The following is a 23,639-nucleotide window of genomic DNA, read 5'->3' as shown; positions in this document are numbered from 1 at the left end:
AATTCCGCGCAGCCAAGGGTCAAGTCTACGTTGACCTTCGGGCATTAAGCAAACTGGGCCAGCTCTACTTCCCCGAGATTATGCCGAAGTTGGCCCGGAGCAGTTACCGCAGAGCCCGAATACATCAACCACATGTCGTGGTTGGGTGAACCCATGCTCAGCTGCCACTGTGGCTGCCCACGCCTCCACCGCTTCGGCTTCAATCTCTTCGGTGTGACCGCATTGGCGACAGATCAGGTGATGGTGATGTCCATCAGTCGAACATGCCCGGTAGATGTTCTCGCCGTCAGGAGACTGCAGAGCATCGGCTTCATCAGATGCGACCAGGTCGGTCAATGCTCGATACACCGTAGCCAAACCGATGGTGGATCCAGCTGACTTCAGCAGGGCATGAAGTTTCTGTGCGGAGATGAAATCTCCGCGCTCATTCAGTGCTGCTCTCACTGCTTCGCGTTGCCATGTGTTGCGTTTCATCGGGTTACTCCCACAACTGCTGGGCGTCGCATGGTGAATGTTCCCCATGCAATAAAGAAGATGCTTGCAGCAACAAGGGCAATGCTCGCTCCCGCACTCACGGCTAACCACCTGGAAAGCAAGAGCCCACAGACTCCGGCGAGCGCGCCCAAGGTTGGGGCGAGCCAGAACATGACAAAAATCTTGTCGGTGAAGTATCTGGCAGCTGCTGCCGGAGCTGCGATGAGGGCAATGGCAAGAATGGCGCCGGCCGCTGGCATTGCTGCCACAACTGCACCGGTCGTGATGAGTAAGAGTGCGGCATCAATCAGCCACGGCTTCGCTCCTGTTGCGGCATAACTTTCTGCATCAAAGAGGAAGTAAAGGATCTGCTTGCCCCAGATCAGCAGCGCCAGAATGATGGCGAGTAGCACCCCTGCTGTGACTAGTCCATCGATCCAGGTTGCCGAAAGAATCGAACCGAACAAGAAAGAGTCGATTTGAATTGGGATGTTCGGATTCATGGCCTGCAGTAATACACCGGCAGCAAAACCTGCGGTGAGCATCACGCCGGAAGCGGCTTGTGTGCCTTGACCACGAATGCGGCTGAGAAAGGTCATGATGATGGCCAAACTCACGCAGGCAATCAGAGCACCAATCTGGAGGCTCGCTCCCAAGATGGTGGCGATGATGGCTCCGGGGAAGGTCGCGTGGGTGAGGGCTTGAGCAAAAAGCACGCGCTTGCGCAGCACAACCAGTACTCCGGCAAGACCGGCAAGGGCACCCACCAGCACAATCACAATCAATGCCCGTTCGAAATAGCTCATGCGTTCAACCCCTTACGGGCCACGCGCACGATGAGCGCAATCGAATAGAGCAGAACAAAACTGAGTGCCACGGTTGCCCCGGCAGGAACATCAACCCCGCCCACGACAGAGATGTTGAAGCCAAGGGAGAGGCCAATCCAGGAGGCAAGTAGTGCCGAACCCACGGCAACGACAAAGAGTGCACCCAGTTTGGTCGTGACCAGGCGTGACAGTGCGCCTGGAACAATCAGCACAGCAAGCACGAGGAGGTTTCCGACCGCATTTGATGCCGCAACAATGACCAAAGCAATAGCCACGTTGAGCACTAGCTCGGTGCTGACCCGGCGATAGCCGGCAGCAGCACTGCCTTCGGGGTCGAAGGCATGAAAGACCTGGCGGCGAAAGGTGAGCACAACTAGTACGAGGGCGATTGCCGCCACGATCGCTGTGATGAGTGCTTCCGAATCAGTCACGGTCAGCAGGTGTCCGAACAGGAGTTGTTCCAAACCTCCTGCACGGCCTGGTGATGCTGACACGATGATCACCCCGATGCTGAACATCGCTGTCAACACGATTGCTGTGGTGGCGTCAGAGGTGACCTTGTTGTTACTCATCAGCGTGAGCACTATGGTTGCTGCGGCAGCGGCAACCAATGCTCCGATGAGAACACCGCCTTGGCCGCCGAAGACGAAGCCGGCTGCTAAACCTGGGAACACCGCGTGGGTGAGGCCATCTGTCAGGAACTCAAGACCTCGCAGGTTGATGAAGACACCGATCAGCCCTGCGGCAATACTCAACACGATCAATACCAGTAGCGCTCGGCCCATGAAGGGCAGAGCGAATGCAGTGGTGAAGGAGTCGAGCAGGTTCACTTTTAGTGACCTTCGTGACCGGGGACGACCACTGTGTGTTCGTCGATTTCAACCTGGAACTCGTGGAATACCTCTTGCAGGTTCGCCAGGGTGAGGACTTCATCTTTGGGGCCAAAGGCAATCTGGCGTCCGTTGACAAACAGCACAGTGTCACACACTTCCCGAGCCAGTTCGAGATCATGCGTGGTGACGATGATGGCAACACCGGCAGCCTTGAGTTGACGCAAGGTCTGCATCAGTGCATCACGGTTGGGCTGGTCTAAGCCATTGAAGGGCTCATCCAGCAGCAACAGACTGGGCTGGGCTGCCAAGGCACGAGCTAAGAATCCACGTTGCTGTTGACCTCCGGAGAGAGAGCCGAATCTCTTGTTGGCCACGTTGCCCAGTCCCACGCTGGCGATTGCTTCCCTGACTGCAGCGCGGTCAGCACTGCCGGGGAAGCGGAATAACCCCAGCTTGCGATAGCGACCCATCATCACCACCTGCTTGAGGGTGACCGGGAATTCAGGATCAATGTGTTCGGTTTGGGGGAGGTAGCCAATGCCCGCCGTCGTGCCCAGGCCCATCGAACCTTCCACCAGTGGAATCAATCCCAGCACACCCTTGAGCAGAGTTGATTTACCAGACCCGTTCGGACCAATCAGTGCCATGGCCTCACCTGGCTTTACCGAGATGGTCACATCGGTCAGGGCTGGAGTGTCCCCATAGCTGAAGGAACCACCCGTGATGGTCAGTGCGTCATCTGTGATGATCGGGATGGGCCTGGTGCGAGGACTCATGATGTCAACTCCGCAGGTAGTGGCTGGACGGGATATCCCCATGCATTCATCAGCATGGTTACGTTGTGAATGGTCGCCTTGATATAGGTCTCACCTTCTGAGCCTGAGACGCCGAGAGAATCTGAGTAGAGAGCGTTGTCTCCGGAGTAGACCTTGACGCCAGCTTCGCTGGCGATTGTCTTGGCCAACTTGGGTGAGATGGAGGCTTCAGAGAATATTGCGGTGGCACCCGAGTTCTTGATCAGGGCAATGAGTGAATCTAACTCAGCGGCGCTGGGCTCAGCGTTGTCATCAAAGCTGGGGATGATGGAGCCTAAGAAGTTGATGCCGAAGGCATCTACGAAGTAGGTGAAGGCGTCGTGGTTGGTCACCAGCAACCGCTGTGCCGCTGGCACCTGATCAATGTTTGTGGTGATCCAGGTGTTGAGCGCATAAAGCTGAGTGTCATACGCATCTGCATTGGTTTCAAATGTCTGCTTTTGTTCCTCGGTAATACCGGGCAAACCATCAAGACCAGTCTTGATGTTGTCCACCATCTGCTGGGCATTCTTCGGTGAGGTCCACACGTGAGGATCACTCTCAATTAGAGGAATTCCGGTGGAAGCGGTAATGACTTCTCCAGAAAAGTTTGCTGCAGAGAGAGCATCCTGCAGCCAAGGCTCCAGATCTGCTCCATTGATCACGACGGCATCAGCTTGAGAAAGCAGAAGCAATTGCTTGGCGGAAGGATCAAACGAGTGCGCACTCTGGTTGGGCTGGATCAGTCCAGTTACTGTGCCGGCAGTGCCCACGACGGTGGAAGTGAATTCCGTCACTTGGGTTGTCGTTGCCACAACTGTGAGTCCTTGGCTGGGGTCGGCAGGGGTGCTGCAGGCGGTCAAGCCCAGTGCTCCCAGGAGCAAAACAAGGAGTGCGGCTAATTTCTTCACCTCTCAAAAATAGGTGTTATTGAGAATCATTGTCAATACGGATGGTGCGCTGTTCGCTGTGGGCGCGTACCCTTATATACATGGCAGTCCCCAAAGTTCTTCTCTACTACGCATTCGCACCCGTTGCTGACCCCGAGGCCGTTCGCCTGTGGCAGCGCGACCTGTGCGAAGGTCTCAACCTGCGTGGTCGAATCCTGATCTCCAAGCACGGCATCAACGGAACCGTCGGTGGCGACATCGACAACGTCAAGATGTACCTGCGCAAGACCAAGGAATACCCCGGCTTCAAGAAGATGGATGCCAAGTGGAGCGATGGCACAGGCCTCGATGAGAATGGCTACAGCCTCGACTTCCCCCGCCTCAGCGTGAAAGCTCGTCCCGAGATTGTTGCCTTTGGTGTTCCCGATGAAATCGAGGTCAATCACAAGGGAATCGTCGGTGGCGGAAAGAAGCTCAAGCCCCACGAACTCGATGCACTGGTTGAAGAACGCGGCGACGAGGTTGTCTTCTTCGACGGCCGCAATGCGTGGGAAGCAGAAATTGGTCGCTTCAAGAACGCGATCATTCCTGATGTGAAGACAACTCACGACTTCGTGCGTGAACTGGAAAGTGGCAAGTATGACCACATCAAGGACAAACCCATCGTCACTTACTGCACCGGCGGTATTCGCTGCGAAATTTTGACCCCGATCATGAAAGCTCGTGGCTTCAAGGAGATCTACCAAATTGATGGTGGCATTGTTCGCTATGGCGAGGCTCGTGGAAACCAGGGTCTGTGGGAAGGTTCGCTCTATGTCTTTGACAAGCGCATCTCGATGGACTTTGCACCCGATGTTGCTCTGATCGGAACCTGTGTGTGCTGCGGCACCAAGTCAAACAACATGATCAACTGCGCTGACAAGATGTGTCGCGAACAGATGGTTGTCTGTAAGGACTGTGCAGCAAACCCCGTTTACTGCGATGAGCACGCGAAAGTTAGGGCTTAACGCTCAGCGCTCGGTCAACCAATAGGTTGACCATCGACTCGATATCTATCGATTCCGCAACAGCGTCGATGCGCAAGCCGTAAGCATCTGCGTCTTTTGCCGTGCGAGGACCAATAGCTGCAACCAAGGTCTTGGCAGGAATGTCACCGATCTGAATGGCAATCTGTTCTGCAACAGAACCCGAAGTCACCAAGATTTCTGAGATCTTTCCGTTGCGCACATCGTTGATGACGCCCTCGGCGACATCGACACCGACCGAGCGGTAGGCAACCACAGATTGAACGCTGTGGCCGATGCGAATCAGACCCTCGGTCAGAACGGGAACGGCAATCTGTGAACGCAGAGTCAGAACTCGCAGCGGAATCACTCCACCGGTTGCAGCAGTCCACTCTTCGAGCAGACCGTGTGCGGTGTTCTCTTCACTGGGTGCAAGGTCAGCCTTGTAACCAGCAGCAGCCAAAGCTGTCGCGGTGGTTTCACCCACGCAGGCAACTTTGGTGGTCGGCGGAATAACTGCCTGGTGAGCCATCAACACATCAACAGTGGTGGCGCTGGTCAGCGTGATCCAGTCGAACTCACCTGCAGCCAGTGAAGCAAGCGCTGCTTCGAGAGCGGGGGCGTCATCTGTTGGGGCGAAGTTCACCATCGGTGCGATTACCGCAGATGCGCCCTTAGCGCGGAGAGCAGATGCGACAGAGTCGCCCCAAGGTCCACCGCGAGGCACAAGGACGCGGTGCCCATAGAGGGGACGCGTCTCAATAGGAGAGGTAAAAGACATCGTCATCTATTGTCGCGACAGTTTCCTCAGACAACAAACTGAGAAAACTGCCTCACGCCATTAATGGCGGGCAAACAGGTCTTTAAAGTTAGCGGCGGCCGGAACGGAACACACCGGCAATGATGATTCCAGCCAGTGCTACGGCTCCCACGCCAATACCCAGAAGAACCAGTGGCTGTTCTTCCTTCAGCACCGTAAAGCGTGCCTGCAGTCGATCTTTGGCCTTGCCCAACTGCTTAGGAACATTTGCCTTGTCTTCGAGTTCATCGAGGGTCGAGGAAAGCTTGTCTCGTGTTGCAGCCAGGTGCTCTTGCAACTCAGCGTTGCTGAGTGTGGAAACGAATGAAGGTTCTGCGTAGAACTCTTCTTCAGTTACTTGAGAGAGTTTCGAGTTAGAAGCCATAGTCGTCATCCCCCTTCACGGCGTGAGCGTCCTTCACAACACTGTCGAAGGTTTCGGTGGGAAGTGGTGGGCTCCCCTTCTTAAACTGAACGGCGGCAGCGCCAACCAAAATCAGGATGACCAGAAGCAGAAGTCCTGAAACCGTCAGTGCTGCAGCCCACGGCGGCATCACTAATGCAAGCGCGAAGATTCCAGCCAGTAGCAAAGTGAAAGTGAGGAAGCTCAGCAACACGAGGGCGATGACCACCAGGATTGCGCCAATGCCCAAGCTCTTCAGCTTGCGAGCCATCTCGCGCTTGAGCTGTTCAAACTCTGCGCGAACGAGGTCCATCAGCAGACCGGGGAGATCGCGCAAGAGAGCGAACAGCGATCGCTCGGTGTTCTCCTTCTCAGGCGATGAGGACGAGGTTGCCATGATTACTTCGCAGCAGGCTTAGCTGCAGCCTTGGCTGCAGGTTCGGTCGCTGCCTTAGCAGCAGGCTTCGCTGCAGGCTTTGCAGCAGGAGTCTTCTTGGCGGCGGGCTTGTCGCCTGTGACCTGGTGAATCACGCGCTTGGCTGCAGTCAGTGCTTCTTCAGCAACATCGCCAACGGCATCCTGTGCCTGCTTGACGGACCACTGAACGGGCTCGGACTCCCAGATGTTCTGGGCGGCAGTCTTGATCTGCTCGTAGCGCTTACGCCCAGCACGAGTACCGAAGACGTAGCCCACGGCTAGACCCACAATGAAAAGGAACTTGCCTCTCATGATTTCTTTCCGTTCAATATGTCAAAAATCGCATATGTTGCGTATCTAGCCTAGCCCTCGAAGCTGAGAGTCCCAACGGGAGGTTTTTCAGGGTCACTGAGAAGCACCCGTCGCATGCTCAATGCAGCATGTTGAGAGGCAGGGATTGCTCGTTCTAAACCTGGGTATTCGGAAGACAATCCGACTTCGGCTACGCGTTCAGTGTCGATACCCTCCGGCAGTTCTACCTCACCAAAGTCAGCTAGAACAACACCAGCTTTTTTCCAGGCACTAGCCAGCTTCTTTGTGGGGTCGGCAACTCGGGTGACCGTTGCCGAGAAATACTCCAGCTGTGCCACGGCGGCAGAGGTGATGGCGGCAAGCCCGCCTGGGACCACCACGCGCTGGGCAACCCGAGCATCTTCTGCAACCAGTTCTGCCACGCCGCTGCTCAGTGACCCTCCGCGAGTGAGGGCTTGGGACAGTCCCGGAGCTACTGCATCAACAGTGAGCTCTTCGGCAGGCAATCCATAGCGTTCGAGGAGAACAGGGTTAACCAGTTTATCGAGAGCCGCTTCTCCCATTCTGGTTCGCACCAGTTTGGCCAAGTCCTGTTCTGCGCCAATGGTGAGAACGGGCTTGAGGCGATCGAGATAAACGCGCCAGGCACCCTTCCATCCCACAGTGTTTCTCACACGAAGAGAAAACGGGTTGGCAGGAATGCCACACACTTCTTCTTCGCCAGGTGCAGGAATGACGATGTCGTAGGGAACACCTAACTCATCAAGCGCAGCTGCCACGACTGCGCCGCGGTGAGAAAAATCTGCAACACCTGCGTTTTCATCCGTCTTAGGAATCCACACATCAACCTTGAGTCCAATGCGTGCGCAATCAAGCGCTGCGGAAAAGGTTGCGAGGTCGCTACCTATGGCCAACACATCACAGCGGTTCGCTGGCTTTGCAGAGGCCATGGTGATTTACCTCGTTACTTAGGCACCCTTGAGAGCAAGTGCGAGATACATGTGCAGGTCCTCAATGAGGATGCGTTCCTGTGCCATGGTGTCGCGGTGACGGATCGTCACGGCCTTGTCCTCGAGGGTTTCAAAGTCAACGGTGATGCAGAACGGCGTACCAATCTCGTCCTGACGACGGTAACGGCGACCAATAGCGCCGGAGTCATCGAAGTCGATGTTCCAGGACAAACGCAGTTCTGCAGCGATCTCCTTCGCCAGCGGTGACAGCTGCTCATTGCGAGACAGCGGAAGCACAGCCGCCTTGATGGGAGCAAGTCGTGGATCAAGCTTTAGCACAGTGCGCTTGTCGGTTCCACCCTTAGCGGTTTCGACTTCCTCTTCCACATACGCATCAACCAGGAATGCCATGAGTGAGCGAGTCAGACCAGCCGCAGGCTCGATCACGAAGGGAGTCCAACGCTCGTTCTTGTTCTGGTCGAAGTAGGACAAATCCTTGCCTGAGTGCTCGGAGTGAGTCTTGAGGTCGAAGTCAGTGCGGTTCGCAATACCTTCTAGCTCACCAAACTCTCCGCTTTGGAAACCAAAGCGGTACTCAATGTCCACGGTGCGCTTGGAGTAGTGCGAGAGCTTCTCCTTAGCGTGCTCATAGAGACGCAGGTTTTCAGGGTCAATACCGAGGTCGACATACCAGTTGAACCGCTGGTCAATCCAGTACTTGTGCCACTCTTCATCCGTGCCGGGCTCAACGAAGAATTCCATCTCCATCTGTTCGAACTCACGGGTTCGGAAAATGAAGTTTCCAGGAGTGATCTCGTTGCGGAAGCTCTTACCAATCTGGCCAATACCGAAGGGGGGCTTCATACGTGCTGCCTGCAGCACGTTGGCAAAGTTCACGAAGATTCCTTGAGCAGTCTCGGGACGCAGGTAGTGCATGCCTGCTTCTTCAGCCACGGGGCCGAGGTAGGTCTTGAGCAAACCAGAGAAAGGCTTGGGCTCGGTCCATGCGCCACGAACACCACAGTCAGGGCAGGGAACCTCAGCCAGGCCACCTTCAGGAGCACGGCCCTTGCGCTCTTCAAAAGCTTCGATCAGGTGATCTTCACGGTGACGCTTGTGGCAGCTCGTGCACTCCACGAGGGGGTCAGAGAAAACCTCAACGTGTCCAGATGCTTCCCACACCTTACGAGGAAGAATGACCGAGGAGTCCAGGCCAACGACGTCGTCGCGGCGCTGAACCATGAAGTTCCACCACTGCTTCTTGATGTTCTCTTTGAGTGCAACACCCAAGGGGCCGTAGTCCCACGCAGAACGGGATCCGCCATAGATTTCACCGGCTTGGAAAACAAAGCCACGGTGCTGAGCTAGAGCAATTACAGAGTCAAGACGAGAGGTGGGGGCCATAACGAGCAATTCTACTTAACGACTACCAGATGCTGACGCGCTGATCAGCGTCAAGCCAGTGGGCATCGGAGGGGTGGACATCGAATGCGTCATAGAAAGCATCAATGTTGCGGACAATTTGGTTGCACCGGAACTCATTGGGTGAGTGCGGGTCGATCGCAAGCAAGCGAATAACTTCCTCATCACGGCCCTTCTGCTGCCAGGACTGTGCCCAGCTGAGGAAGAAGCGTTGAGCTCCCGTGAGTCCATCGATCACCGGAGGCTCTTGCCCATTCAACGAGATGAGGTAGGCCTTCCAGGCAATAGCTAGTCCGCCCAGGTCGCCAATGTTTTCGCCAATGGTGAGTTCACCGTTGACGAAGTGGCCGGGAACCTGCCGGGGGGAGAGCTCGTTGTATTGGTCAATCAGCGACTTTGTGCGCTGCTCAAAAGCAGCACGGTCAGCGTCGGTCCACCAGTCGGTGAGCAAGCCATCGCCATCAAAGCGAGAACCTTGGTCATCAAACCCGTGACCGATTTCGTGGCCAATCACGGCACCGATGGAGCCATAGTTAGCTGCGTCATCCCAGTCCGGGTGGAAGAAGGGTGGCTGCAAGATGGCGGCGGGGAACACAATTTCGTTGAAACCAGGGTTGTAATACGCATTGACGGTTTGTGGGGTCATGAACCATTCATCGCGATCAATGGGTTTGCCGATCTTGCCCAGTTCCCTGGCAAACTCAAACTCTGCAACTCGGCGCATATTGCCCACCAGGTCTGTTGGGCTGACCACGAGTGAGGAATAGTCACGCCACTTGACGGGATAACCAACCTTGGGAGTGAACTTGTCTAATTTCTCAAGTGCACGGCCACGAGTCTCTTCGCTCATCCAGTCCAGGTTGGTAATGGATTCGCGGTAGGCCTCGATCAGGTTCGCAACAAGCACATCCATCTCTGCCTTGGCGCGCTCGGGGAAGTGCCGCTCCACATATACCCGTCCCACAGCTTCACCCATTGCTCCTTCAACCAAGGAAACTCCGCGCTTCCAGCGTTCACGCTGTTCAGGGGTGCCGGTGAGGGTGCGGCCATAAAAGTCAAAGTTTTCTGAGACGAAGGCGGCGGGCAGGAAGGGGGCTGCGGAGTGAATAATGTTCCAGCTCAGCCAGTCACGCCAGGCGTCAAGATGTTCTTGGGTGAGCAGAGCACCCAATCCTTCGAGGAAGCTGGGCTCACGAACTACGACAGTGTCAAAAGCGCCAGCAGGTGCTTCTAGTGCAGTGAGCCAGATGTCGAGGTCTGCCACGTGCTCGTCGGGGTCAGAGCCCACCACTGCCTCGAGGTCGATGGCGGTGCGAGCACCGCGGGCTACGAGCTCACGAACTTCTGCCCAACCCAGCGGGTTGTAGGTGGCAACGGAGTCGCGAGTGCGCACGTTGTCCCAGTGGGCTGCGGCGAGCGCAGTTTCCAGATCAAACACTCGCTGTGCTCGCACCGCAGCATTATCTAAACCTGCGGTGGTGGGAAGGTGCTCAGCAGTGAGTTCAAACATGCGTTGAATGTGACCCACATATGCTTCGCGAGCAGAAGCAAACTTCTCTTCGCGGTAGTAGCTCTCGTCTGGCAGGTTCAGTCCACCCTGCTCGACGAAGACGAGGTAACGCTCAGGATTACCGGGATCATTATCAACAAAGAGGTGCATAAATCCGCCGACACCGTGGCGCTCGAGACGAGCGACGGTGTCGAGCAGCTGTGAAATCGTGGCGACGTTTCCTGCAACCGCGAGCTGCGACTCGATCGGGGCGACTCCCAATGATTCAATAAGTTGGGTGTCCATAAAACTGGAGTACAAATCGCCGACGGTGCGCTGCTGTGATCCTTCAGGGGCATCCTGACCCTCGACGATGATGTCGCGAACTGCCTTCTCTGCTTCCTCGGCAAGGATGTGGAATGAGCCATAGCGTGCCTTGTCCGCAGGAATGGGGGTGCGCTCTTCCCATTTCCCGTTCACGTGACGGTAGAGGTCATCTTGGGGACGAACTGTGTCATCCAGTTCAGTGATGTCGATTCCAGAGAGGCCGCTCTTATTACTCATGAGTCCAGCCTAGAAGTTGGCTCGTGCTGCTTCATGCATGTTCGCTGTTAGGTAGCCTGAAGTTATGACTTTTCCGCATCTGCCTGCAGGGCTTTCCCTCGATGGTAAGACTGCCCTCATCACTGGAGCGGGCAGTCCATCAGGGATTGGTTTCGCCTGTGCCAAGGCATTAGGCGAACTCGGTGCACGCGTGATCATCACTGGCACCACAGAACGCATTCATGAACGAGTTACAGAACTTGCTGCCCTCGATATTGATGCACTTGGAATTGTGTGCCGTCTCGACACGGAAGAAGCTGAGGCAGAACTGGTCACTGCTTTGGCCAACGTGTCTGCTCAACCCACCATCGTGGTGAACAACGCCGGCATGGTCACGGTCTCAGATGAGAGCATCCCCCAGGGAAACATCGGCATGAGCACGACCGAGTGGAATGACTCCCTCGGCATGAATCTCACGACTGCCTTCCACGCCACCCAAGCTGTCATTCACTTCATGCGCTCGGCAAAGTGGGGGCGCATTATCAACATCACCAGTGTCTCCGGATCTTCCATGGCTACTCGTGGAGACCTCGCCTATGCCACAGCGAAAGCGGGCATGGTGGGTCTCACCCGAGGGTTAGCCGTTGATGAAGCAGAGCACGGTATAACTGCCAACGCTGTCGCTCCCGGATGGATTGCCACTGGCAGTCAGTTGGAGTCGGAAGCTGCCGAAGGCCGCCTCGTTCCTGCCGGTCGCAGTGGAACGCCAGAAGAGGTTGCTTCCGCAGTTGCCTGGCTTGCCTCTCCTAGTGCCAGCTACATCACCGGTCAGGTAATCACTGTTGATGGAGGTAACACCATCGGTGAAGAACGAGTGCCTCGTGCGGGAGCTAGCGCATGAGTGAGCACCCCGAGTTTGTCGAGACTCCCCCCACCACGGTTGAGGTGAATTACACACCAGGCCCCGTGCTGAGCACTCCAGGTCCCTGGACTCCATTGCTGTGGGATATGGATGGCACTCTGCTCGATTCTGCTGTCGCCATTGTGAGACGACTGCGCGAGACTTTGCTCCACTTTGGTGTGACACCACCCAGCGATGACCAGTTGAAGTTCCTCATCGGACCACCCACGGGAACATCCTTGCTGCGTTTTATTGGCACGGCTCGCATCGATGAATCTCGCGCGTATTACCGTTCGCTCTCCGAACGCGATGGGCTGAAAGATCAGCACCTGTTCCCCTGGATTCTGGAGACGCTTGCCACACTGCACAGCGCAGGAATTCCTATGGGTGTTGCCACGAGCAAACCTCAGCACGAAGCAGAGCGGCTGTGTGATGCCTACGGCATGACCCCTTACTTCACTGCCATTGTTGGCGGTAATGAGGAGCGCAAAGATAAGGCTGCTGTGATTGCTGAAGTACTGCGGCAGCTCGGTAACACCAATGCCCTCATGATCGGCGATCGCTTCTATGACACCGAGGGTGCTGCCGTGAACGGCATCCCCACGGTGTTGGTGCGCTGGGGGTATGCCCACGAGAAAGAATTTGCTGGAGCCATGGCCACCGTTTCAGATTCAGCAGAGTTGCTGGAACTCCTGCTCGGTAATGCTCAGTAATCTCTAACTCATGCGTCTTGTTGTTGCGAAGTGTTCAGTCGACTATGCCGGTCGACTCAGTGCTCATCTTCCGTTAGCAACGCGTGTGCTCATGCTCAAGCAGGATGGTTCTCTCCTGATTCACTCAGATGGAGGTTCCTATAAACCACTGAACTGGATGAGCCCTCCGTGCACCCTCACCACCCATGAACCTGAACAAGATCAGGCAGCTGTGGGGGTCACCGAGATTTGGCGGGTAACACACGCCAAGACCGCAGACATGCTTGTGGTGAGCATTTATGAGATTTACAACGATGTGGAGCATGAGCTCGGAGAAGACCCAGGGCTCATTAAGAACGGAGTTGAAGCAGAACTCCAAGAACTTCTCGCTGCCCAGATTGAACTTCTGGGCGAGGGCTACACCCTAGTTCGCCGTGAATACTTCACCGCGATTGGTCCGGTCGATATCTTGGCGCGAGATGCAGATGGTAATTCTGTTGCTGTGGAGATTAAGCGCCGTGGCGAGATCGACGGTGTGGAGCAGCTCACTCGCTACCTCGAGCTGATGAACCGCGATCCCCACCTAGCTCCGGTCACCGGCGTCTTTGCTGCGCAAGAGATCAAGCCTCAGGCCAAGACCCTGGCCGAAGACCGCGGTATTCGCACCCTCATCCTTGATTACGACGAGATGCGCGGTGTGGAAGATAAGCACGGTCGTCTTTTCTAGCGCAGGGTGAAATGCCTAGCTGAGATAAGACCATTTCAGTGCTGTCGCGCCTAGGCTTACCAAGTTATGAATTCTGTCGTTACTCGCACGTGGTCCTCTGTTCTCTTCGATTTGGATGGCACCATCCTTGATTCAGCTCCCGGAATCATTGAAGCTCTGACCGACACCTTTAAGCACCTTGGGCTCCCCATTCCTTCTCGGGACGAATTCATGGCGTATATCGGCCCGCCTCTTCTTGCTTCGTTGCAGGAGCGAGCTGGCCTGAGCGAAGAAAAAGCTCGTGAGGCTCTCGCTATCTATCGCAACGACTTCCGCCGTGATGGTGCGTTTGATTCCGCAATTTTCCCTGGCGTTGTTGGTCTACTGGAGTCTTTGCAGGCTGCATCTGTTCCCCTGGCAATTGCCACCAGCAAGCCCGAGACCCAAGCTCGTGCCATTCTTGATCACTTTGATCTCACCAAGTATTTCGATGTCATTGCTGGCGCTTCAGAAGATGATGCCCGCACGTCAAAAGCACACGTGGTGGGCCACGCTCTTTCCGAGTTGGCACACGCAGGAGCTGACACTTCACACAGCGTCCTGATTGGTGATCGCATCTATGACGTCGAGGGAGCAGCTGCTCACAACGTGCCCACGATCATTGTGGAGTGGGGTTACGGCTCACCTACCGAGGCTGCCGGCGCAATTGCCACTGTCTACTCTGCCGATCGCTTGCGCGAACTCCTGCTGGGATAGTCACTCGTTAAACGACTAACGGCCCCTCCCGTATTCGGGAAGGGCCGTATGTCTTGGGGTTGGAGGCCGTACTTGTATTACTTGACGTTGACGGTGAAGGTCACAACCTGACCAGTGGTCTTGTTAGTGAGCTCAACCTTGGTGCTTCCAGCTGCAGTTCCCTGCAGACCTGGGTTCATCACTGCATCGCCAGACTTTCCACCAGCGGTGAAAGCGGCAACTGCAGGGTCAGAGATAACTGCTGACCAGTCAGCTGGGTCGGTGTCACCGGTGGTGATGTCAACGAAACCACCGTTGCTGATGTCAATGGTCTGACCGTCAGCGGTTGCGACGTCAATGATCGTGGGTGCTACCACCTGGCTGGACTCGCTGGACTCGTCGTTTGCCGAGCTGTCTTCGTCTGCTGCGGTGGAGCAAGCTGAAAGGCTGATTGCGGTTGCTGCTGCGAGAGCGACAAATGCACTTGCTTTTGCGATGTTCTTGTTCTTCATCATGATTGCGTTTCTCCTTGGGTGTTGAAGTCTGTGCTGTGTGAGCGGTTTGCTCTTGAGACAACGTTATCTCTGTACCAAAGGTTTAAGTTGGGATTTAGCTGTGTGTAGTCTGAGAGTTTTCTGAGTGCTTGTTGAGGGGTTTAACACAGAAAGGGCGCCCCACTGGGGCGCCCTTTCCTTGAAGAGATGAACTACTTCAGAAGAACCTGAATGTTGAGCTCCTTGGGGTCTTCGCCTGCGAAGGTGAAGGTCACGGTGGACTCACCAGCAGAGAGAGCCTTGAGGCCAGCCGAGAACTGAGTGTCGTTCTCGTAAGCAGCAGCCGAGTACTCAACAACCTTGGGGTCAGAGATCGACACGGTGATCTCACCGTCGTTGATTCCGCCGTAGTTGATGTTGACAACTTGGCCCACAACAAGCTCGAGGGTCTGGCCGTCGATGTCCTGGTAGTTCAGCTCGATGGGAGCAACGATGTCTCCGCCGATTGCCGACTGCGTGGGTTCGGGTGCTGGGGCTGAACATGCAGAAAGACCGAAGGTTGCGACAGTGGCGATAGCAGCAACAGCAGCTACCTTGCGCAGGGTGTACTTAGCCATGAATATGACTCCTTAGTGATGAAAGCCCGAAAGGGCGCGTACTCACCATTCTCCCAGCGGGCATCCAGATATGGATAGAGGTGGGACACCCTGTGTCGGGGAAAGAAAAATCCCCGGATTTCTCCGGGGATTTTGTTCGTGCGCGAGGGGGGACTTGAACCCCCACGCCCTTGCGGGCACTGGCACCTGAAGCCAGCGCGTCTGCCATTTCGCCACTCGCGCGAACTGGTCGAGGCTATCACGGAGTGAGGCCCCTGCGCCATTTGAGCTAGATGTCGAGAACGAGCTTTCCGGATTCAGCACGCGAAACGCAGGGGTACATCACCTTGAGGCGATCCTTTTCTTCATCATCCATGACGGAGTCGAGGTGGATAGGTTTACCCTCCACCACACGGACTTCGCATGTTCCACACACACCTTTTTTGCATGAACCAATGATGGGGAGGCCATTTTCTTCGAGAGCTTCCAAGATGCTCTCGTCAGAATCGACAACGAAGCTTTTCCTGCTCTTCTTACAGGTGACTTCGATAGGCGCTGCCGGAATAATGCTGTCTCGGGAAAGCGCGATGAAACGTTCAAGGTGCATGCGCTCGGCTGGAACAAAGCTGGCCACGCTGCTCATGAGAGACTCAGGTCCGCAGCAATACACCTCTGCCTTAGACGCTGACGTCAATGCATAGACATCAAGCGTTCCTTCGTTTTCGTCGGAGGCAAAAACCTCGATTCGATCCGGGTAGCGCTCGAGTAATTCGTCAAGGAAAGCCATCGAAGTTCGACTGCGGCCGGCATAAACCAACTTCCACTTGCGGCGTTCAGGAAGCGACTCGATCATTCCCTTAATGGGAGTGATGCCGATGCCGCCAGCGATGAAAAGGTATTCGTTTGCTGGTTCGAGCTCAAAGTGATTGTGGGGACCCGAAACTTCTAAAGTCATGCCGGGTGTGAGGCTGGAGTGAATCCATTCACTTCCTCCCTCAGAAGTAACGGTCTTCAGCACGGCAATGTCGAAGTGGGTGCGCTCTGCGGGATCACCACAGAGGGAATACTGACGTTCGAGACCGTTGGGCAGGTGCAGTGTGATGTGGGCACCAGGATGCCAGACCGGAAGCTGGCCCCCACCTAAGGGAAGTAACCGAATAGCAAGTACGTCATCGGCGACGGGAGAAATGCTTCCCACAACCATGGTCCTGGTCTCGCGTTGAAGAGGTGCTGGGCGTAACTCTTCTGCCGGGGGTGTGGAAGATTTCGCCGAGTCAGGCTTGGATGCACCGCCGGTTTTGGTGCCGGTAATGATGCGGACCGACACAGAAATGGTTGCAACACCAATGAGCACTATGGCAAGTACGCGATACCACCAAGCACCCACATCTGTTCCGGTCCAACCTGCATGCAGCGCCACGAGAAGGAGTGCGACGTAACTGGAGTAGTGAAGACCTTTCCAGAACTTCCGGGGAAGCTTATTCATCACCAACGACGTTGCTTGGACGGCGAAGAGAATATAGAAGGCAATGATGCCGAGGGAGACAGCCAGAGGTTTGAAGTCTGTGGCAAACGGCACCAGCGTTTCGGCTAACGAGAACTGAAGCCAACCGTCCAGCATCAGCGTGACCATATGCAGGGCGACCATCAACAAGGTGAGTCCACCCAAATAACGGTGAAGATCTTGCAACCAGGCGGGGTTGTCAATCCTGCGCATCACTCTGGTGGACAACAGAATTCCCCAGAGCACAGACATCGTCATGAGTACCCAGGCAATGAGTGCACTCGCCCTGGTGAGATACCACCAGATATGTGGGTCGTTCATAGATACGTGCTCCAGTTTGTGGAGGTCTGCTGTGTTCCATCGGCGAACAGCAGAAGTCCTGCTGCTCCTACTTTAGGCAACCACGCGAGGTAGTCCTCGGGCTTGTCCACAAAACCTCTTTTTGTGAGCGCTTCAGCACGAGCACCTGAAGCGGCAATGACCGTTACGGTCTGTGCACGTGAGCGAGCGCTGTGCTGTGTGGCGGGGTTAATGAGGTGATGCGTCTGGTCCTCTCCCTCACCAAAACGTCGCTTGAGCTGGCTAGAGGTCGCAATGGCGCCGCGTTGCAAACGAATAATCGAGACGTGCTCGTTGGGAGAATACGGATTCTCCACACCAAGACGCCATGCCTGCCCGTCGGGGGCATCTCCTTGAACAACTATGTCTCCGCCAAACTCTGCCATCACTCCGTACGCTCCCTGCTCTAGACCAAAGGCAGTTACGAGGTCAGCGGTAAAACCTTTACCGAGTCCTCCTGGATCCAGTGTTGTTCCCAGAGGCATGAACACTGCGTCATCGGTGAATTGAATTCCTTCAATATTTCCGGGTGCCCGCACTGTATTTGGCAGCGTCGTAACTGCCGTGGGGTCAACAGTGGAAGCTGAGTAACCAGCTGCTAGAACCTGTGGAAGCATGGTGGGGTCATAGCTTCCCTGCGAGAGAGTATGCCCAGCAATCATGGCAGCAATGAGTTGGCGCGTCAGGGGATCTACGTCAACAGGTTTGCCTTCTGCCCAGTTCAGTCGAGTGATATCGCTTTCTGGAAGAAATCGACTCCAGAGCTGTTCACACCGGTGAGCAAATGCCCAACACTGATCGAGGAGTTTCTCACTTCCCCCCACCAGTGTGATCGTGCCATGACCACCCATGATTTTCTGCCTACGCGAAAGTACCCCGGGCAAGGAATTCGTTTCAGTGAAAACCGCGCGCAGGGCACCTTTAGAGATGTCATCCACCATGTAATAACTATCCGCCAGAACCTGCCGTTGTGCCATTGACGGGGGCTGCGGGAGCCACAGGTGCCGCCGGGGCTGCTGGAGCAACAGGGGCAACAGCAGCTGGTGCCGGAGCTTCTACCGGAACCGCTGCCTGCTGTTGAACAACTTCTGCCTGCTGAACTTCAGTGGCTGGCGCTGCAGGAACGGCCGCTGGCACAGCTTCCTCGACAGGTGTTGTGGAATTGGCTACCGCTGAGGAAGATGCAGACTGAGTTGGCGAGACCTGCTGTGCCTGTTCGTCCTCTTGTGCATTGGCAGAAAATTGAAAGCCCGTGACAATACCTACCAAGGCAACTCCTGAGGCAACTCCAATGAGCTTGCGTGAGGATTCGGCAGGATGAATTCTCTTAGTCATCATCTTCCTCCTCGTGTTCGCCTTCGTCATCGTGATCTTCTTCATGGTGTGCAGGAGCGACACCGTTAGCAGTTGCGACCCGTGTGCCTGAACCGCCGGATGTTCCATGCACCTGTGCAGCCTCAACGCTAGGCACCGCAGGAACAGCTGGTGCCTGCCCTGGAACAGCAGGGACAGCAGGTGTTGCGCTGGGGTCGACAGGTGCAGGTGTCGCCGTTGGGGCGTTAGGGTCGGTGACTTGTGCGGGGTCTGTCGTTGCCAGTGGATCTGGAAGCAGAGTGTCCGTCGCGTTTCCAATTGCTGAAGGGTCCAAGTTGGACAGCGCGTCAGTGTTGACGGCCATTGCCGTAGTAGCGGTTCCGAGTACGCCCACAATCGAGAGGGCTGTCATGAGTTGAGACTTCATACCTTTCACGTTACGAAACCGCGAGTAAAGACCGCCCCCGAGAAAATCCAAGATTTGTCCAATTTTCCACAGCACTGCTTTATGGCGGTGAATGTTCAGCTGCATAAAGCCAGAATGGAACTATGCGAGTACTTCTTGTTGAAGATGACCAGTCGGTTGCCGACGGTCTCCTCGATGGACTCAGCAGTTCAACCTTCGACACTTTCCATGCCACTAGTGGTGCCGCTGCCCTGACCGCTGTGAAAGAGTTCGATCCTGAAATTGTGCTCCTTGACCTTGGCCTTCCTGATATGGATGGCACTGACGTGTGCCGAACAATTCGTCTCTCGAGCAACGTCCCTATCATCGTGGTCAGTGCCCGCGATGAAGAGATTGATCGCGTGGTCGCACTTGAAATAGGTGCCGATGACTATATCGTTAAGCCTTTTGGTATGCGTGAGCTTGTGGCTCGCATTCGTGCGGTAGCGCGCAGGACAATTTCAGCGGAACAAGAGGTTCTTCCTGCCGCTGAACGAGTCTTCGGACCGCTCACCATCGATACCCGCACACAACGCATCACCTTAGACGGAGAGGTTATTCATCTCACCGCCAAAGAGTTCGGACTTCTCGAATACCTCAGCACTGACCCGGGTGCTGTCTTCAAGCGTTCAGATATTTTGCACGATGTCTGGGACACCAATTGGTATGGAACCAGCAAGACCCTAGATGCTCACATTGCAGCAATCAGGAAGAAGCTCGGTAATCCGCACTGGATTGAGTCTGTCCGCGGTGTTGGATTTCGATTTGAGCAACAGGTATGAAATGGCGTTTTATCGCAGCACTCATGTCGGTGACCCTGCTGGTTCTATTGGTTCAAGACATTCCTTTGGGTTTCTATCTGCAACAGGTTGAACACGAACGCATTACCACCTCGCTCGAACGCGACGCCTTCGTCCTGGCTGGTCGAAGCGAGCAAGCACTTGAGACTGACAGCGTCAGTGATGATGGTGAGCTCATCGCAGCAGTGAAGAAATATCGAGATGCTGGTGGATCTCGCGTTGTGATTGTTAATGACCAGGGAACCGCAGTGGTCGTCAGCGATGATGACCAAGCTGATTTGGGTACGTCCTATTTGAACCGCCCTGAAATAGCTCAGGCGCTTAACGGGCAGATCAGCACCGGACATCGCTTTTCAACGACGCTCAATCAAGAACTTCTCTACGTCACCGTTCCGATTTTGAGCGGTTCGGACATTTTGGGTGCCGTTCGACTGACCTACCCCGACTACATCATTGCGAACAGGGTCAATGACCAACTCCGTTTGCTCAGCATCGTTGCCATCATGGCTCTCCTCCTGGCAGCCATCGTGGGTTACATTGTCGCCGGTTCCATTGCCAAGAGAATTCGTGCTCTCCAGGAAGCAACCGAAGAGTTGGCTGCCGGGAACCTGCGCACTCGAGCGGATGAAGACAAGGGCACCAGAGAAATCACTTCTCTAGCTGAATCTTTCAATGACATGGCAGAGCGCCTAGAACTGCTCATTAACCAGCAGCGCACCTTCGCGGCAGATGCCTCTCATCAATTGCGCACACCACTAACCGCACTGCGACTGCGACTTGAGAGAGCACACGAACTTCTCGAGAGCGATCCTGCCGGTGCCGCTGAACGCCTTGCCGCAGCCGAAGCTGAGGCAGACCGATTAAGTAACCTCATCGAGGGTCTGCTCTTGCTCAGCCGAACCGAAGCAGCAAATGTCCAGCGTGTGACTGTCGACCTTGCAGTGTTGACTCGAGACCGTATAGAACAGTGGCAAGCACTCGCGGCTGAATCAGGGGTCAAGCTCCGTTATGAGGGTCCCGTCTCAGCTGAAGTTATTGCCGTGCCCAATGCGGTTGAGCAAATCGTGGACAACTACATCGATAACGCCTTGTCGGTCAGCCCGCTCAAGAGCAAAATTACTGTCCGTGTAATCACTGCTGGAACTCTTGCCAGCTTGCATGTTCTCGATCAAGGTCCAGGTTTGACCCCAGAAGAATGCACCAGAGCCTTCGACAGATTCTGGCGAGCAAACTCTGATCGACATGGCAGTGGTTTAGGGCTGGCAATTGTTGCTCAACTTGCCAGGGCTTCAGGCGGCAAAGCGCAGCTGGCGCCACGACCCGAAGGCGGTCTCGATGCCAGCGTCAGTTTCGACTTAGCTCGGAACTGAAGTCTGCTGCATCACGGCGCGCATTCAGCTAGCTCCACACTCGCCCGAGTACGATTTGGGAAGGATTAAATCCCTGACTAAGGAGACACGTGGGCATTCTTGACAACCTAGAGCGCAGCCTTGAGCGCGTTGTCAATGGCGCCTTCGCGAAGACCTTTCGCTCTGGCCTGCAGCCTGTAGAAATTACTGCCGCGCTCCGTCGTGAACTCGACACCAAGGCAGCTGTTGTCTCCCGTGATCGTGTGCTGGTTCCCAACAAGTTCACAGTTCGCCTCGCACCAGATGACTATGAGCGTATGGCTGGAATGGGCGCAACCCTCACTGATGAGCTCACTCGACTCGTGACCAAGCACGCAGCCACTCAGCACTACCAGTTCGCTGGCGGTATCAAGATTTCTTTGCGCTCTGACCCTTCTCTAGCCGTGGGCGTAGTTCAGGTTGATTCCGAGAATGTCAGCGGAGCCGTCACCTGGGTCGCTGTCTTGGAGATTGCGGGCAAGCGTTACCCCGTCTCTAAATCCCGCACCATCATTGGTCGTGGCACAGAAGCTGACATCACCGTGGACGACTCCGGCATTTCACGAAAGCACGTGGAGATCCTCTGGGATGGAACACGTGCCCAAGCAAATGACCTCGGATCAACCAATGGTTCGAGCCTGAACGGGCAGCGTCTCGTCTCGGCAGCTCTCGAAGCTGATTCTGTTATCACGATTGGCCAAACCACAATCGTGTTGAGACTGCTGCCTCAGGCCGCTGGGCAAGAATCAACGTCTGCAGAAACAGTGCAAACTCCCCGCGCTGCTGAACCTGGTGGATTCTGGGGTCCTCGTGAGTGAGCTCACGCTACTCATCTTGCGCATAGGGTTCCTGATTGCGCTGTGGGTTTTCGTCTTCTTCGTGGTTTATGCCGTGCGCAGTGATCTCTTTGGTCAGCGTGTGCGCAAGATGCCTGCTGCTGCCAAGCCTGCGGTTGCCCCCGACGCGAGCGCGTTCCTCACTTCTGCACAGCCACGGGTTTCTGCGCCAGCCAACACCGAAATTGCACCTGCAGATGGGACACCCCTCAAGCTCGTCATTACCTCGGGTGCTCTGCAAGGCCAGGAACTTCCGCTGCAAGGCGACGTTCTTACCATTGGGCGTTCTCCCGATTCCAGCTTGGTAATCCAGGATGACTACACCTCAACCCACCACGCTCGCCTGGAGGTTCGCGGTGGAAGCTGGTTACTTCGTGACCTTGATTCAACCAATGGCACAACACTGTCTGGTTCTCGCGTCACCACTCCCACACCTATTCCACTGAACACTCCTATCGGTGTTGGCTCAATGACGTTTGAGGTTCGCCGCTAGGCGAAGGTTATGTCCAAACACAGCGCAGCCGCCTCGAACGTGGGCATGGTTCGAGCATCCAACCAGGATGCCGGTTACGCAGGCACCTACCTCAGCGTTGTTGCTGACGGCATGGGTGGTCACGCAGGTGGCGACGTTGCTTCACACCTGGTTATTCGACACCTATTGCAGCTGGACAAGGAATACTCGAGCGTCGTAGATGCTCAGCAGGAACTGCTGGCAGCTTTGTTGCAAGCAAATGACATGCTTTCGGATGTTGTCTATGAACACCCCGAACTTGCCGGGCTTGGCACCACCGTCAGCGCCATGCTGCGCGTGGGCAGACAGGTGGTCATTGCCCACATCGGTGACTCGCGCATCTATCTCTTGCGTGAAGGAAATCTTTCTCAGGTCACCGTCGATCACACCTTTGTTCAGAGACTGATCGACAGTGGACGCATCACTGAAGAAGAAGCACACGATCACCCTCGTCGATCCGTGCTCATGCGTGTGCTCGGTGATGTTGATGCATCCCCTGAGATCGACACTGTGGTTCTCGATGTCGCCGAAGGTGACCGCTGGATGCTCTGCTCAGATGGTCTCACCGGAGTGGTTTATAGCGATCGTCTGAAGCCTTTCTTGATGGAGGCAGAAACCGCAGATGACGCAGCTGACACCCTCGTCCAGGCCAGCCTGACCGGTGGCGCTCCCGATAACGTCACCGTGGTGGTCGTAGATATCACCGCAGATGACCCTGAAAAGATCGCCGAACTGGTTGGGTCCGCCGCAGGACCGATGGCGGTCAAGACCCCTGAGCCAAAGCTCATCCCGACGCCCAACCTCAAGCCACGGCCCAAGCCTAAAAAGCTCCCCATTTCCACCGGCGGCATGAGTGTTCCACACAATGCCTTGACCGCCCAGCTTGATGCCGTGAAGGCGAAGCGTATTCGCCGCCGCGCAGTGTTGATCGGCTCCATGATTGTGGTGTTGGGTGCCATCGTGATTAGTGCGATTCTCGGATATCGCTGGAGTCAAACCCAGTTTTATGTGGGCGGGGATTCCGACTCTGTAGTGATTTATCAAGGAATTTCCCAAAACGTTCTTGGGTTTGGTCTCTCCCATGTCTATGTCGACACCGATATTCCTTTAGACAGCCTCACCGCCTACCAGCAAGAGCAGATCACAAACGGCATTCCCTTTGGTAGCTATCAAGAAGCTCAGTCATTAGTCGACTCGCTCACCCCCAAGGCCAAGTAGTTC

Annotated in this window: 28 protein-coding genes and 1 tRNA gene; 10 read left to right on the top strand and 19 right to left on the bottom strand. The window is 55.5% G+C overall.

Annotation, left to right across the window (positions count from 1 at the left end; genetic code table 11):
- Positions 1–78 precede the first annotated feature (78 nt).
- From M2120_RS06350 to M2120_RS06330, 5 genes are read right to left on the bottom strand one after another with little or no spacing between them, the layout of a single operon-like run.
- A complete protein-coding gene (locus M2120_RS06350; RefSeq protein WP_280797869.1) occupies positions 79–474 on the bottom strand; it encodes a Fur family transcriptional regulator in 396 nt (131 codons plus the stop codon).
- Positions 471–1,280, bottom strand: a complete 810-nt coding sequence (locus tag M2120_RS06345) for a metal ABC transporter permease (RefSeq protein ID WP_280797868.1) — start codon at positions 1,278–1,280, stop codon at positions 471–473. The genes M2120_RS06350 and M2120_RS06345 overlap by 4 nt, the downstream gene beginning before the upstream one ends.
- Positions 1,277–2,131, bottom strand: a complete 855-nt coding sequence (locus M2120_RS06340; protein WP_280797867.1) for a metal ABC transporter permease — start codon at positions 2,129–2,131, stop codon at positions 1,277–1,279. The genes M2120_RS06345 and M2120_RS06340 overlap by 4 nt, the downstream gene beginning before the upstream one ends.
- A gap of 2 nt (positions 2,132–2,133) precedes the next feature.
- Entirely contained in the window at positions 2,134–2,910 is a 777-nt protein-coding gene (locus M2120_RS06335; RefSeq protein WP_280797866.1) for a metal ABC transporter ATP-binding protein, read from the bottom strand.
- Positions 2,907–3,839: a metal ABC transporter substrate-binding protein gene (locus M2120_RS06330; RefSeq protein ID WP_280797865.1), complete on the bottom strand. Its 933-nt coding sequence runs from the start codon at positions 3,837–3,839 to the stop codon at positions 2,907–2,909. Before M2120_RS06330 ends, M2120_RS06335 begins: the two co-directional genes overlap by 4 nt.
- A gap of 80 nt (positions 3,840–3,919) precedes the next feature.
- On the opposite strand from M2120_RS06330, the gene M2120_RS06325 reads away from it, so the two are divergent.
- Positions 3,920–4,825 carry a rhodanese-related sulfurtransferase gene (locus tag M2120_RS06325; protein WP_280797864.1) on the top strand — a complete coding sequence of 302 codons (906 nt, stop codon included), beginning with the start codon at positions 3,920–3,922 and terminating at the stop codon, positions 4,823–4,825.
- Here the strand turns inward: M2120_RS06325 and M2120_RS06320 are convergent.
- The 7 genes from M2120_RS06320 to M2120_RS06290 all read right to left on the bottom strand — a co-directional run bounded on the left by M2120_RS06320 (position 4,815) and on the right by M2120_RS06290 (position 11,178).
- Positions 4,815–5,609: a uroporphyrinogen-III synthase gene (locus M2120_RS06320; RefSeq protein WP_432418533.1), complete on the bottom strand. Its 795-nt coding sequence runs from the start codon at positions 5,607–5,609 to the stop codon at positions 4,815–4,817. The genes M2120_RS06325 and M2120_RS06320 overlap by 11 nt on opposite strands.
- 82 nt (positions 5,610–5,691) lie before the next feature.
- Positions 5,692–6,006, bottom strand: a complete 315-nt coding sequence (locus tag M2120_RS06315; protein WP_280797863.1) for a DUF3618 domain-containing protein — start codon at positions 6,004–6,006, stop codon at positions 5,692–5,694.
- On the bottom strand, positions 5,996–6,421 hold the full coding sequence (locus M2120_RS06310; protein WP_280797862.1) for a phage holin family protein: 426 nt from the start codon (positions 6,419–6,421) through the stop codon (positions 5,996–5,998). The genes M2120_RS06315 and M2120_RS06310 overlap by 11 nt, the downstream gene beginning before the upstream one ends.
- A 2-nt stretch (positions 6,422–6,423) precedes the next feature.
- Positions 6,424–6,753 (bottom strand): YtxH domain-containing protein, encoded by a 330-nt coding sequence (locus M2120_RS06305; protein ID WP_280797861.1) that lies wholly within the window; start codon positions 6,751–6,753, stop codon positions 6,424–6,426.
- A gap of 50 nt (positions 6,754–6,803) precedes the next feature.
- On the bottom strand, positions 6,804–7,703 hold the full coding sequence (locus tag M2120_RS06300) for a hypothetical protein (RefSeq protein WP_280797860.1): 900 nt from the start codon (positions 7,701–7,703) through the stop codon (positions 6,804–6,806).
- Positions 7,704–7,721: 18 nt separating this feature from the next.
- Positions 7,722–9,107, bottom strand: a complete 1,386-nt coding sequence (locus M2120_RS06295; RefSeq protein WP_280797859.1) for a glycine--tRNA ligase — start codon at positions 9,105–9,107, stop codon at positions 7,722–7,724.
- 22 nt (positions 9,108–9,129) lie between these two features.
- The gene (locus tag M2120_RS06290; protein ID WP_280797858.1) at positions 9,130–11,178 is read right to left on the bottom strand and encodes a M13 family metallopeptidase; all 2,049 of its coding nucleotides are present in this window, start codon (positions 11,176–11,178) and stop codon (positions 9,130–9,132) included.
- 64 nt (positions 11,179–11,242) lie between these two features.
- Here M2120_RS06290 and M2120_RS06285 point away from each other — a divergent pair, with 64 nt between their 5' ends.
- The 4 genes from M2120_RS06285 (at position 11,243) to M2120_RS06270 (ending at position 14,212) form a co-directional block, all read left to right on the top strand.
- Positions 11,243–12,058, top strand: coding sequence for an SDR family NAD(P)-dependent oxidoreductase (locus tag M2120_RS06285; RefSeq protein ID WP_280797857.1), 816 nt, complete (start codon positions 11,243–11,245; stop codon positions 12,056–12,058).
- Positions 12,055–12,771 (top strand): HAD family hydrolase, encoded by a 717-nt coding sequence (locus M2120_RS06280; RefSeq protein ID WP_280797856.1) that lies wholly within the window; start codon positions 12,055–12,057, stop codon positions 12,769–12,771. Before M2120_RS06285 ends, M2120_RS06280 begins: the two co-directional genes overlap by 4 nt.
- A gap of 10 nt (positions 12,772–12,781) precedes the next feature.
- Positions 12,782–13,477 carry an endonuclease NucS gene (nucS, locus tag M2120_RS06275; RefSeq protein ID WP_280797855.1) on the top strand — a complete coding sequence of 232 codons (696 nt, stop codon included), beginning with the start codon at positions 12,782–12,784 and terminating at the stop codon, positions 13,475–13,477.
- A 66-nt stretch (positions 13,478–13,543) separates the two neighbouring features.
- Positions 13,544–14,212 (top strand): HAD hydrolase-like protein, encoded by a 669-nt coding sequence (locus M2120_RS06270; RefSeq protein ID WP_280797854.1) that lies wholly within the window; start codon positions 13,544–13,546, stop codon positions 14,210–14,212.
- A 77-nt stretch (positions 14,213–14,289) separates the two neighbouring features.
- Here the strand turns inward: M2120_RS06270 and M2120_RS06265 are convergent, their stop codons facing one another.
- The 7 genes from M2120_RS06265 to M2120_RS06235 form a co-directional block, all read right to left on the bottom strand.
- Positions 14,290–14,706 (bottom strand): hypothetical protein, encoded by a 417-nt coding sequence (locus M2120_RS06265; RefSeq protein WP_280797853.1) that lies wholly within the window; start codon positions 14,704–14,706, stop codon positions 14,290–14,292.
- A gap of 191 nt (positions 14,707–14,897) precedes the next feature.
- Positions 14,898–15,302 carry a hypothetical protein gene (locus tag M2120_RS06260; protein ID WP_280797852.1) on the bottom strand — a complete coding sequence of 135 codons (405 nt, stop codon included), beginning with the start codon at positions 15,300–15,302 and terminating at the stop codon, positions 14,898–14,900.
- A 139-nt stretch (positions 15,303–15,441) separates the two neighbouring features.
- Positions 15,442–15,524: transfer RNA gene (locus tag M2120_RS06255), tRNA-Leu, on the bottom strand.
- 46 nt (positions 15,525–15,570) lie between these two features.
- Positions 15,571–17,106: a 2Fe-2S iron-sulfur cluster-binding protein gene (locus M2120_RS06250; protein ID WP_280797851.1), complete on the bottom strand. Its 1,536-nt coding sequence runs from the start codon at positions 17,104–17,106 to the stop codon at positions 15,571–15,573.
- Positions 17,103–18,101 (bottom strand): FAD:protein FMN transferase, encoded by a 999-nt coding sequence (locus M2120_RS06245; protein ID WP_280797850.1) that lies wholly within the window; start codon positions 18,099–18,101, stop codon positions 17,103–17,105. Before M2120_RS06245 ends, M2120_RS06250 begins: the two co-directional genes overlap by 4 nt.
- Positions 18,073–18,459: a hypothetical protein gene (locus M2120_RS06240; protein ID WP_280797849.1), complete on the bottom strand. Its 387-nt coding sequence runs from the start codon at positions 18,457–18,459 to the stop codon at positions 18,073–18,075. The genes M2120_RS06245 and M2120_RS06240 overlap by 29 nt, the downstream gene beginning before the upstream one ends.
- Positions 18,452–18,865, bottom strand: a complete 414-nt coding sequence (locus M2120_RS06235) for a hypothetical protein (RefSeq protein ID WP_280797848.1) — start codon at positions 18,863–18,865, stop codon at positions 18,452–18,454. Before M2120_RS06235 ends, M2120_RS06240 begins: the two co-directional genes overlap by 8 nt.
- A gap of 122 nt (positions 18,866–18,987) precedes the next feature.
- On the opposite strand from M2120_RS06235, the gene M2120_RS06230 reads away from it, so the two are divergent.
- The 5 genes from M2120_RS06230 to M2120_RS06210 all read left to right on the top strand — a co-directional run bounded on the left by M2120_RS06230 (position 18,988) and on the right by M2120_RS06210 (position 23,636).
- Positions 18,988–19,665 carry a response regulator transcription factor gene (locus M2120_RS06230; RefSeq protein ID WP_280797847.1) on the top strand — a complete coding sequence of 226 codons (678 nt, stop codon included), beginning with the start codon at positions 18,988–18,990 and terminating at the stop codon, positions 19,663–19,665.
- Positions 19,662–21,053 (top strand): sensor histidine kinase, encoded by a 1,392-nt coding sequence (locus tag M2120_RS06225; protein ID WP_280797846.1) that lies wholly within the window; start codon positions 19,662–19,664, stop codon positions 21,051–21,053. Before M2120_RS06230 ends, M2120_RS06225 begins: the two co-directional genes overlap by 4 nt.
- A gap of 89 nt (positions 21,054–21,142) precedes the next feature.
- Positions 21,143–21,889, top strand: coding sequence for a DUF3662 and FHA domain-containing protein (locus M2120_RS06220; RefSeq protein ID WP_280797845.1), 747 nt, complete (start codon positions 21,143–21,145; stop codon positions 21,887–21,889).
- Positions 21,882–22,400: an FHA domain-containing protein FhaB/FipA gene (locus M2120_RS06215; protein ID WP_280797844.1), complete on the top strand. Its 519-nt coding sequence runs from the start codon at positions 21,882–21,884 to the stop codon at positions 22,398–22,400. The genes M2120_RS06220 and M2120_RS06215 overlap by 8 nt, the downstream gene beginning before the upstream one ends.
- A 9-nt stretch (positions 22,401–22,409) precedes the next feature.
- Positions 22,410–23,636, top strand: coding sequence for a PP2C family protein-serine/threonine phosphatase (locus M2120_RS06210; protein ID WP_280797843.1), 1,227 nt, complete (start codon positions 22,410–22,412; stop codon positions 23,634–23,636).
- Positions 23,637–23,639: the final 3 nt, after the last annotated feature.

This window comes from Aurantimicrobium minutum (genome assembly GCF_029893825.1).
GTDB classification, from domain to species: domain Bacteria; phylum Actinomycetota; class Actinomycetes; order Actinomycetales; family Microbacteriaceae; genus Aurantimicrobium; species Aurantimicrobium minutum_C.
This window is presented reverse-complemented; position numbering and strand designations above follow the sequence as displayed.

Coding starts and splice junctions, on each gene's coding strand:
- M2120_RS06350 (WP_280797869.1), bottom strand. CDS start 474: ATGAAACGCAACACATGGCAACGCGAAGCAGTGAGAGCAGCACTGAAT.
- M2120_RS06345 (WP_280797868.1), bottom strand. CDS start 1,280: ATGAGCTATTTCGAACGGGCATTGATTGTGATTGTGCTGGTGGGTGCC.
- M2120_RS06335 (WP_280797866.1), bottom strand. CDS start 2,910: ATGAGTCCTCGCACCAGGCCCATCCCGATCATCACAGATGACGCACTG.
- M2120_RS06325 (WP_280797864.1), top strand. CDS start 3,920: ATGGCAGTCCCCAAAGTTCTTCTCTACTACGCATTCGCACCCGTTGCT.
- M2120_RS06320 (WP_432418533.1), bottom strand. CDS start 5,609: ATGACGATGTCTTTTACCTCTCCTATTGAGACGCGTCCCCTCTATGGG.
- M2120_RS06315 (WP_280797863.1), bottom strand. CDS start 6,006: ATGGCTTCTAACTCGAAACTCTCTCAAGTAACTGAAGAAGAGTTCTAC.
- M2120_RS06310 (WP_280797862.1), bottom strand. CDS start 6,421: ATGGCAACCTCGTCCTCATCGCCTGAGAAGGAGAACACCGAGCGATCG.
- M2120_RS06305 (WP_280797861.1), bottom strand. CDS start 6,753: ATGAGAGGCAAGTTCCTTTTCATTGTGGGTCTAGCCGTGGGCTACGTC.
- M2120_RS06300 (WP_280797860.1), bottom strand. CDS start 7,703: ATGGCCTCTGCAAAGCCAGCGAACCGCTGTGATGTGTTGGCCATAGGT.
- M2120_RS06295 (WP_280797859.1), bottom strand. CDS start 9,107: ATGGCCCCCACCTCTCGTCTTGACTCTGTAATTGCTCTAGCTCAGCAC.
- M2120_RS06290 (WP_280797858.1), bottom strand. CDS start 11,178: ATGAGTAATAAGAGCGGCCTCTCTGGAATCGACATCACTGAACTGGAT.
- M2120_RS06285 (WP_280797857.1), top strand. CDS start 11,243: ATGACTTTTCCGCATCTGCCTGCAGGGCTTTCCCTCGATGGTAAGACT.
- M2120_RS06280 (WP_280797856.1), top strand. CDS start 12,055: ATGAGTGAGCACCCCGAGTTTGTCGAGACTCCCCCCACCACGGTTGAG.
- nucS (WP_280797855.1), top strand. CDS start 12,782: ATGCGTCTTGTTGTTGCGAAGTGTTCAGTCGACTATGCCGGTCGACTC.
- M2120_RS06270 (WP_280797854.1), top strand. CDS start 13,544: ATGAATTCTGTCGTTACTCGCACGTGGTCCTCTGTTCTCTTCGATTTG.
- M2120_RS06265 (WP_280797853.1), bottom strand. CDS start 14,706: ATGATGAAGAACAAGAACATCGCAAAAGCAAGTGCATTTGTCGCTCTC.
- M2120_RS06260 (WP_280797852.1), bottom strand. CDS start 15,302: ATGGCTAAGTACACCCTGCGCAAGGTAGCTGCTGTTGCTGCTATCGCC.
- M2120_RS06250 (WP_280797851.1), bottom strand. CDS start 17,106: ATGAACGACCCACATATCTGGTGGTATCTCACCAGGGCGAGTGCACTC.
- M2120_RS06245 (WP_280797850.1), bottom strand. CDS start 18,101: ATGGCACAACGGCAGGTTCTGGCGGATAGTTATTACATGGTGGATGAC.
- M2120_RS06240 (WP_280797849.1), bottom strand. CDS start 18,459: ATGACTAAGAGAATTCATCCTGCCGAATCCTCACGCAAGCTCATTGGA.
- M2120_RS06235 (WP_280797848.1), bottom strand. CDS start 18,865: ATGAAGTCTCAACTCATGACAGCCCTCTCGATTGTGGGCGTACTCGGA.
- M2120_RS06230 (WP_280797847.1), top strand. CDS start 18,988: ATGCGAGTACTTCTTGTTGAAGATGACCAGTCGGTTGCCGACGGTCTC.
- M2120_RS06225 (WP_280797846.1), top strand. CDS start 19,662: ATGAAATGGCGTTTTATCGCAGCACTCATGTCGGTGACCCTGCTGGTT.
- M2120_RS06210 (WP_280797843.1), top strand. CDS start 22,410: ATGTCCAAACACAGCGCAGCCGCCTCGAACGTGGGCATGGTTCGAGCA.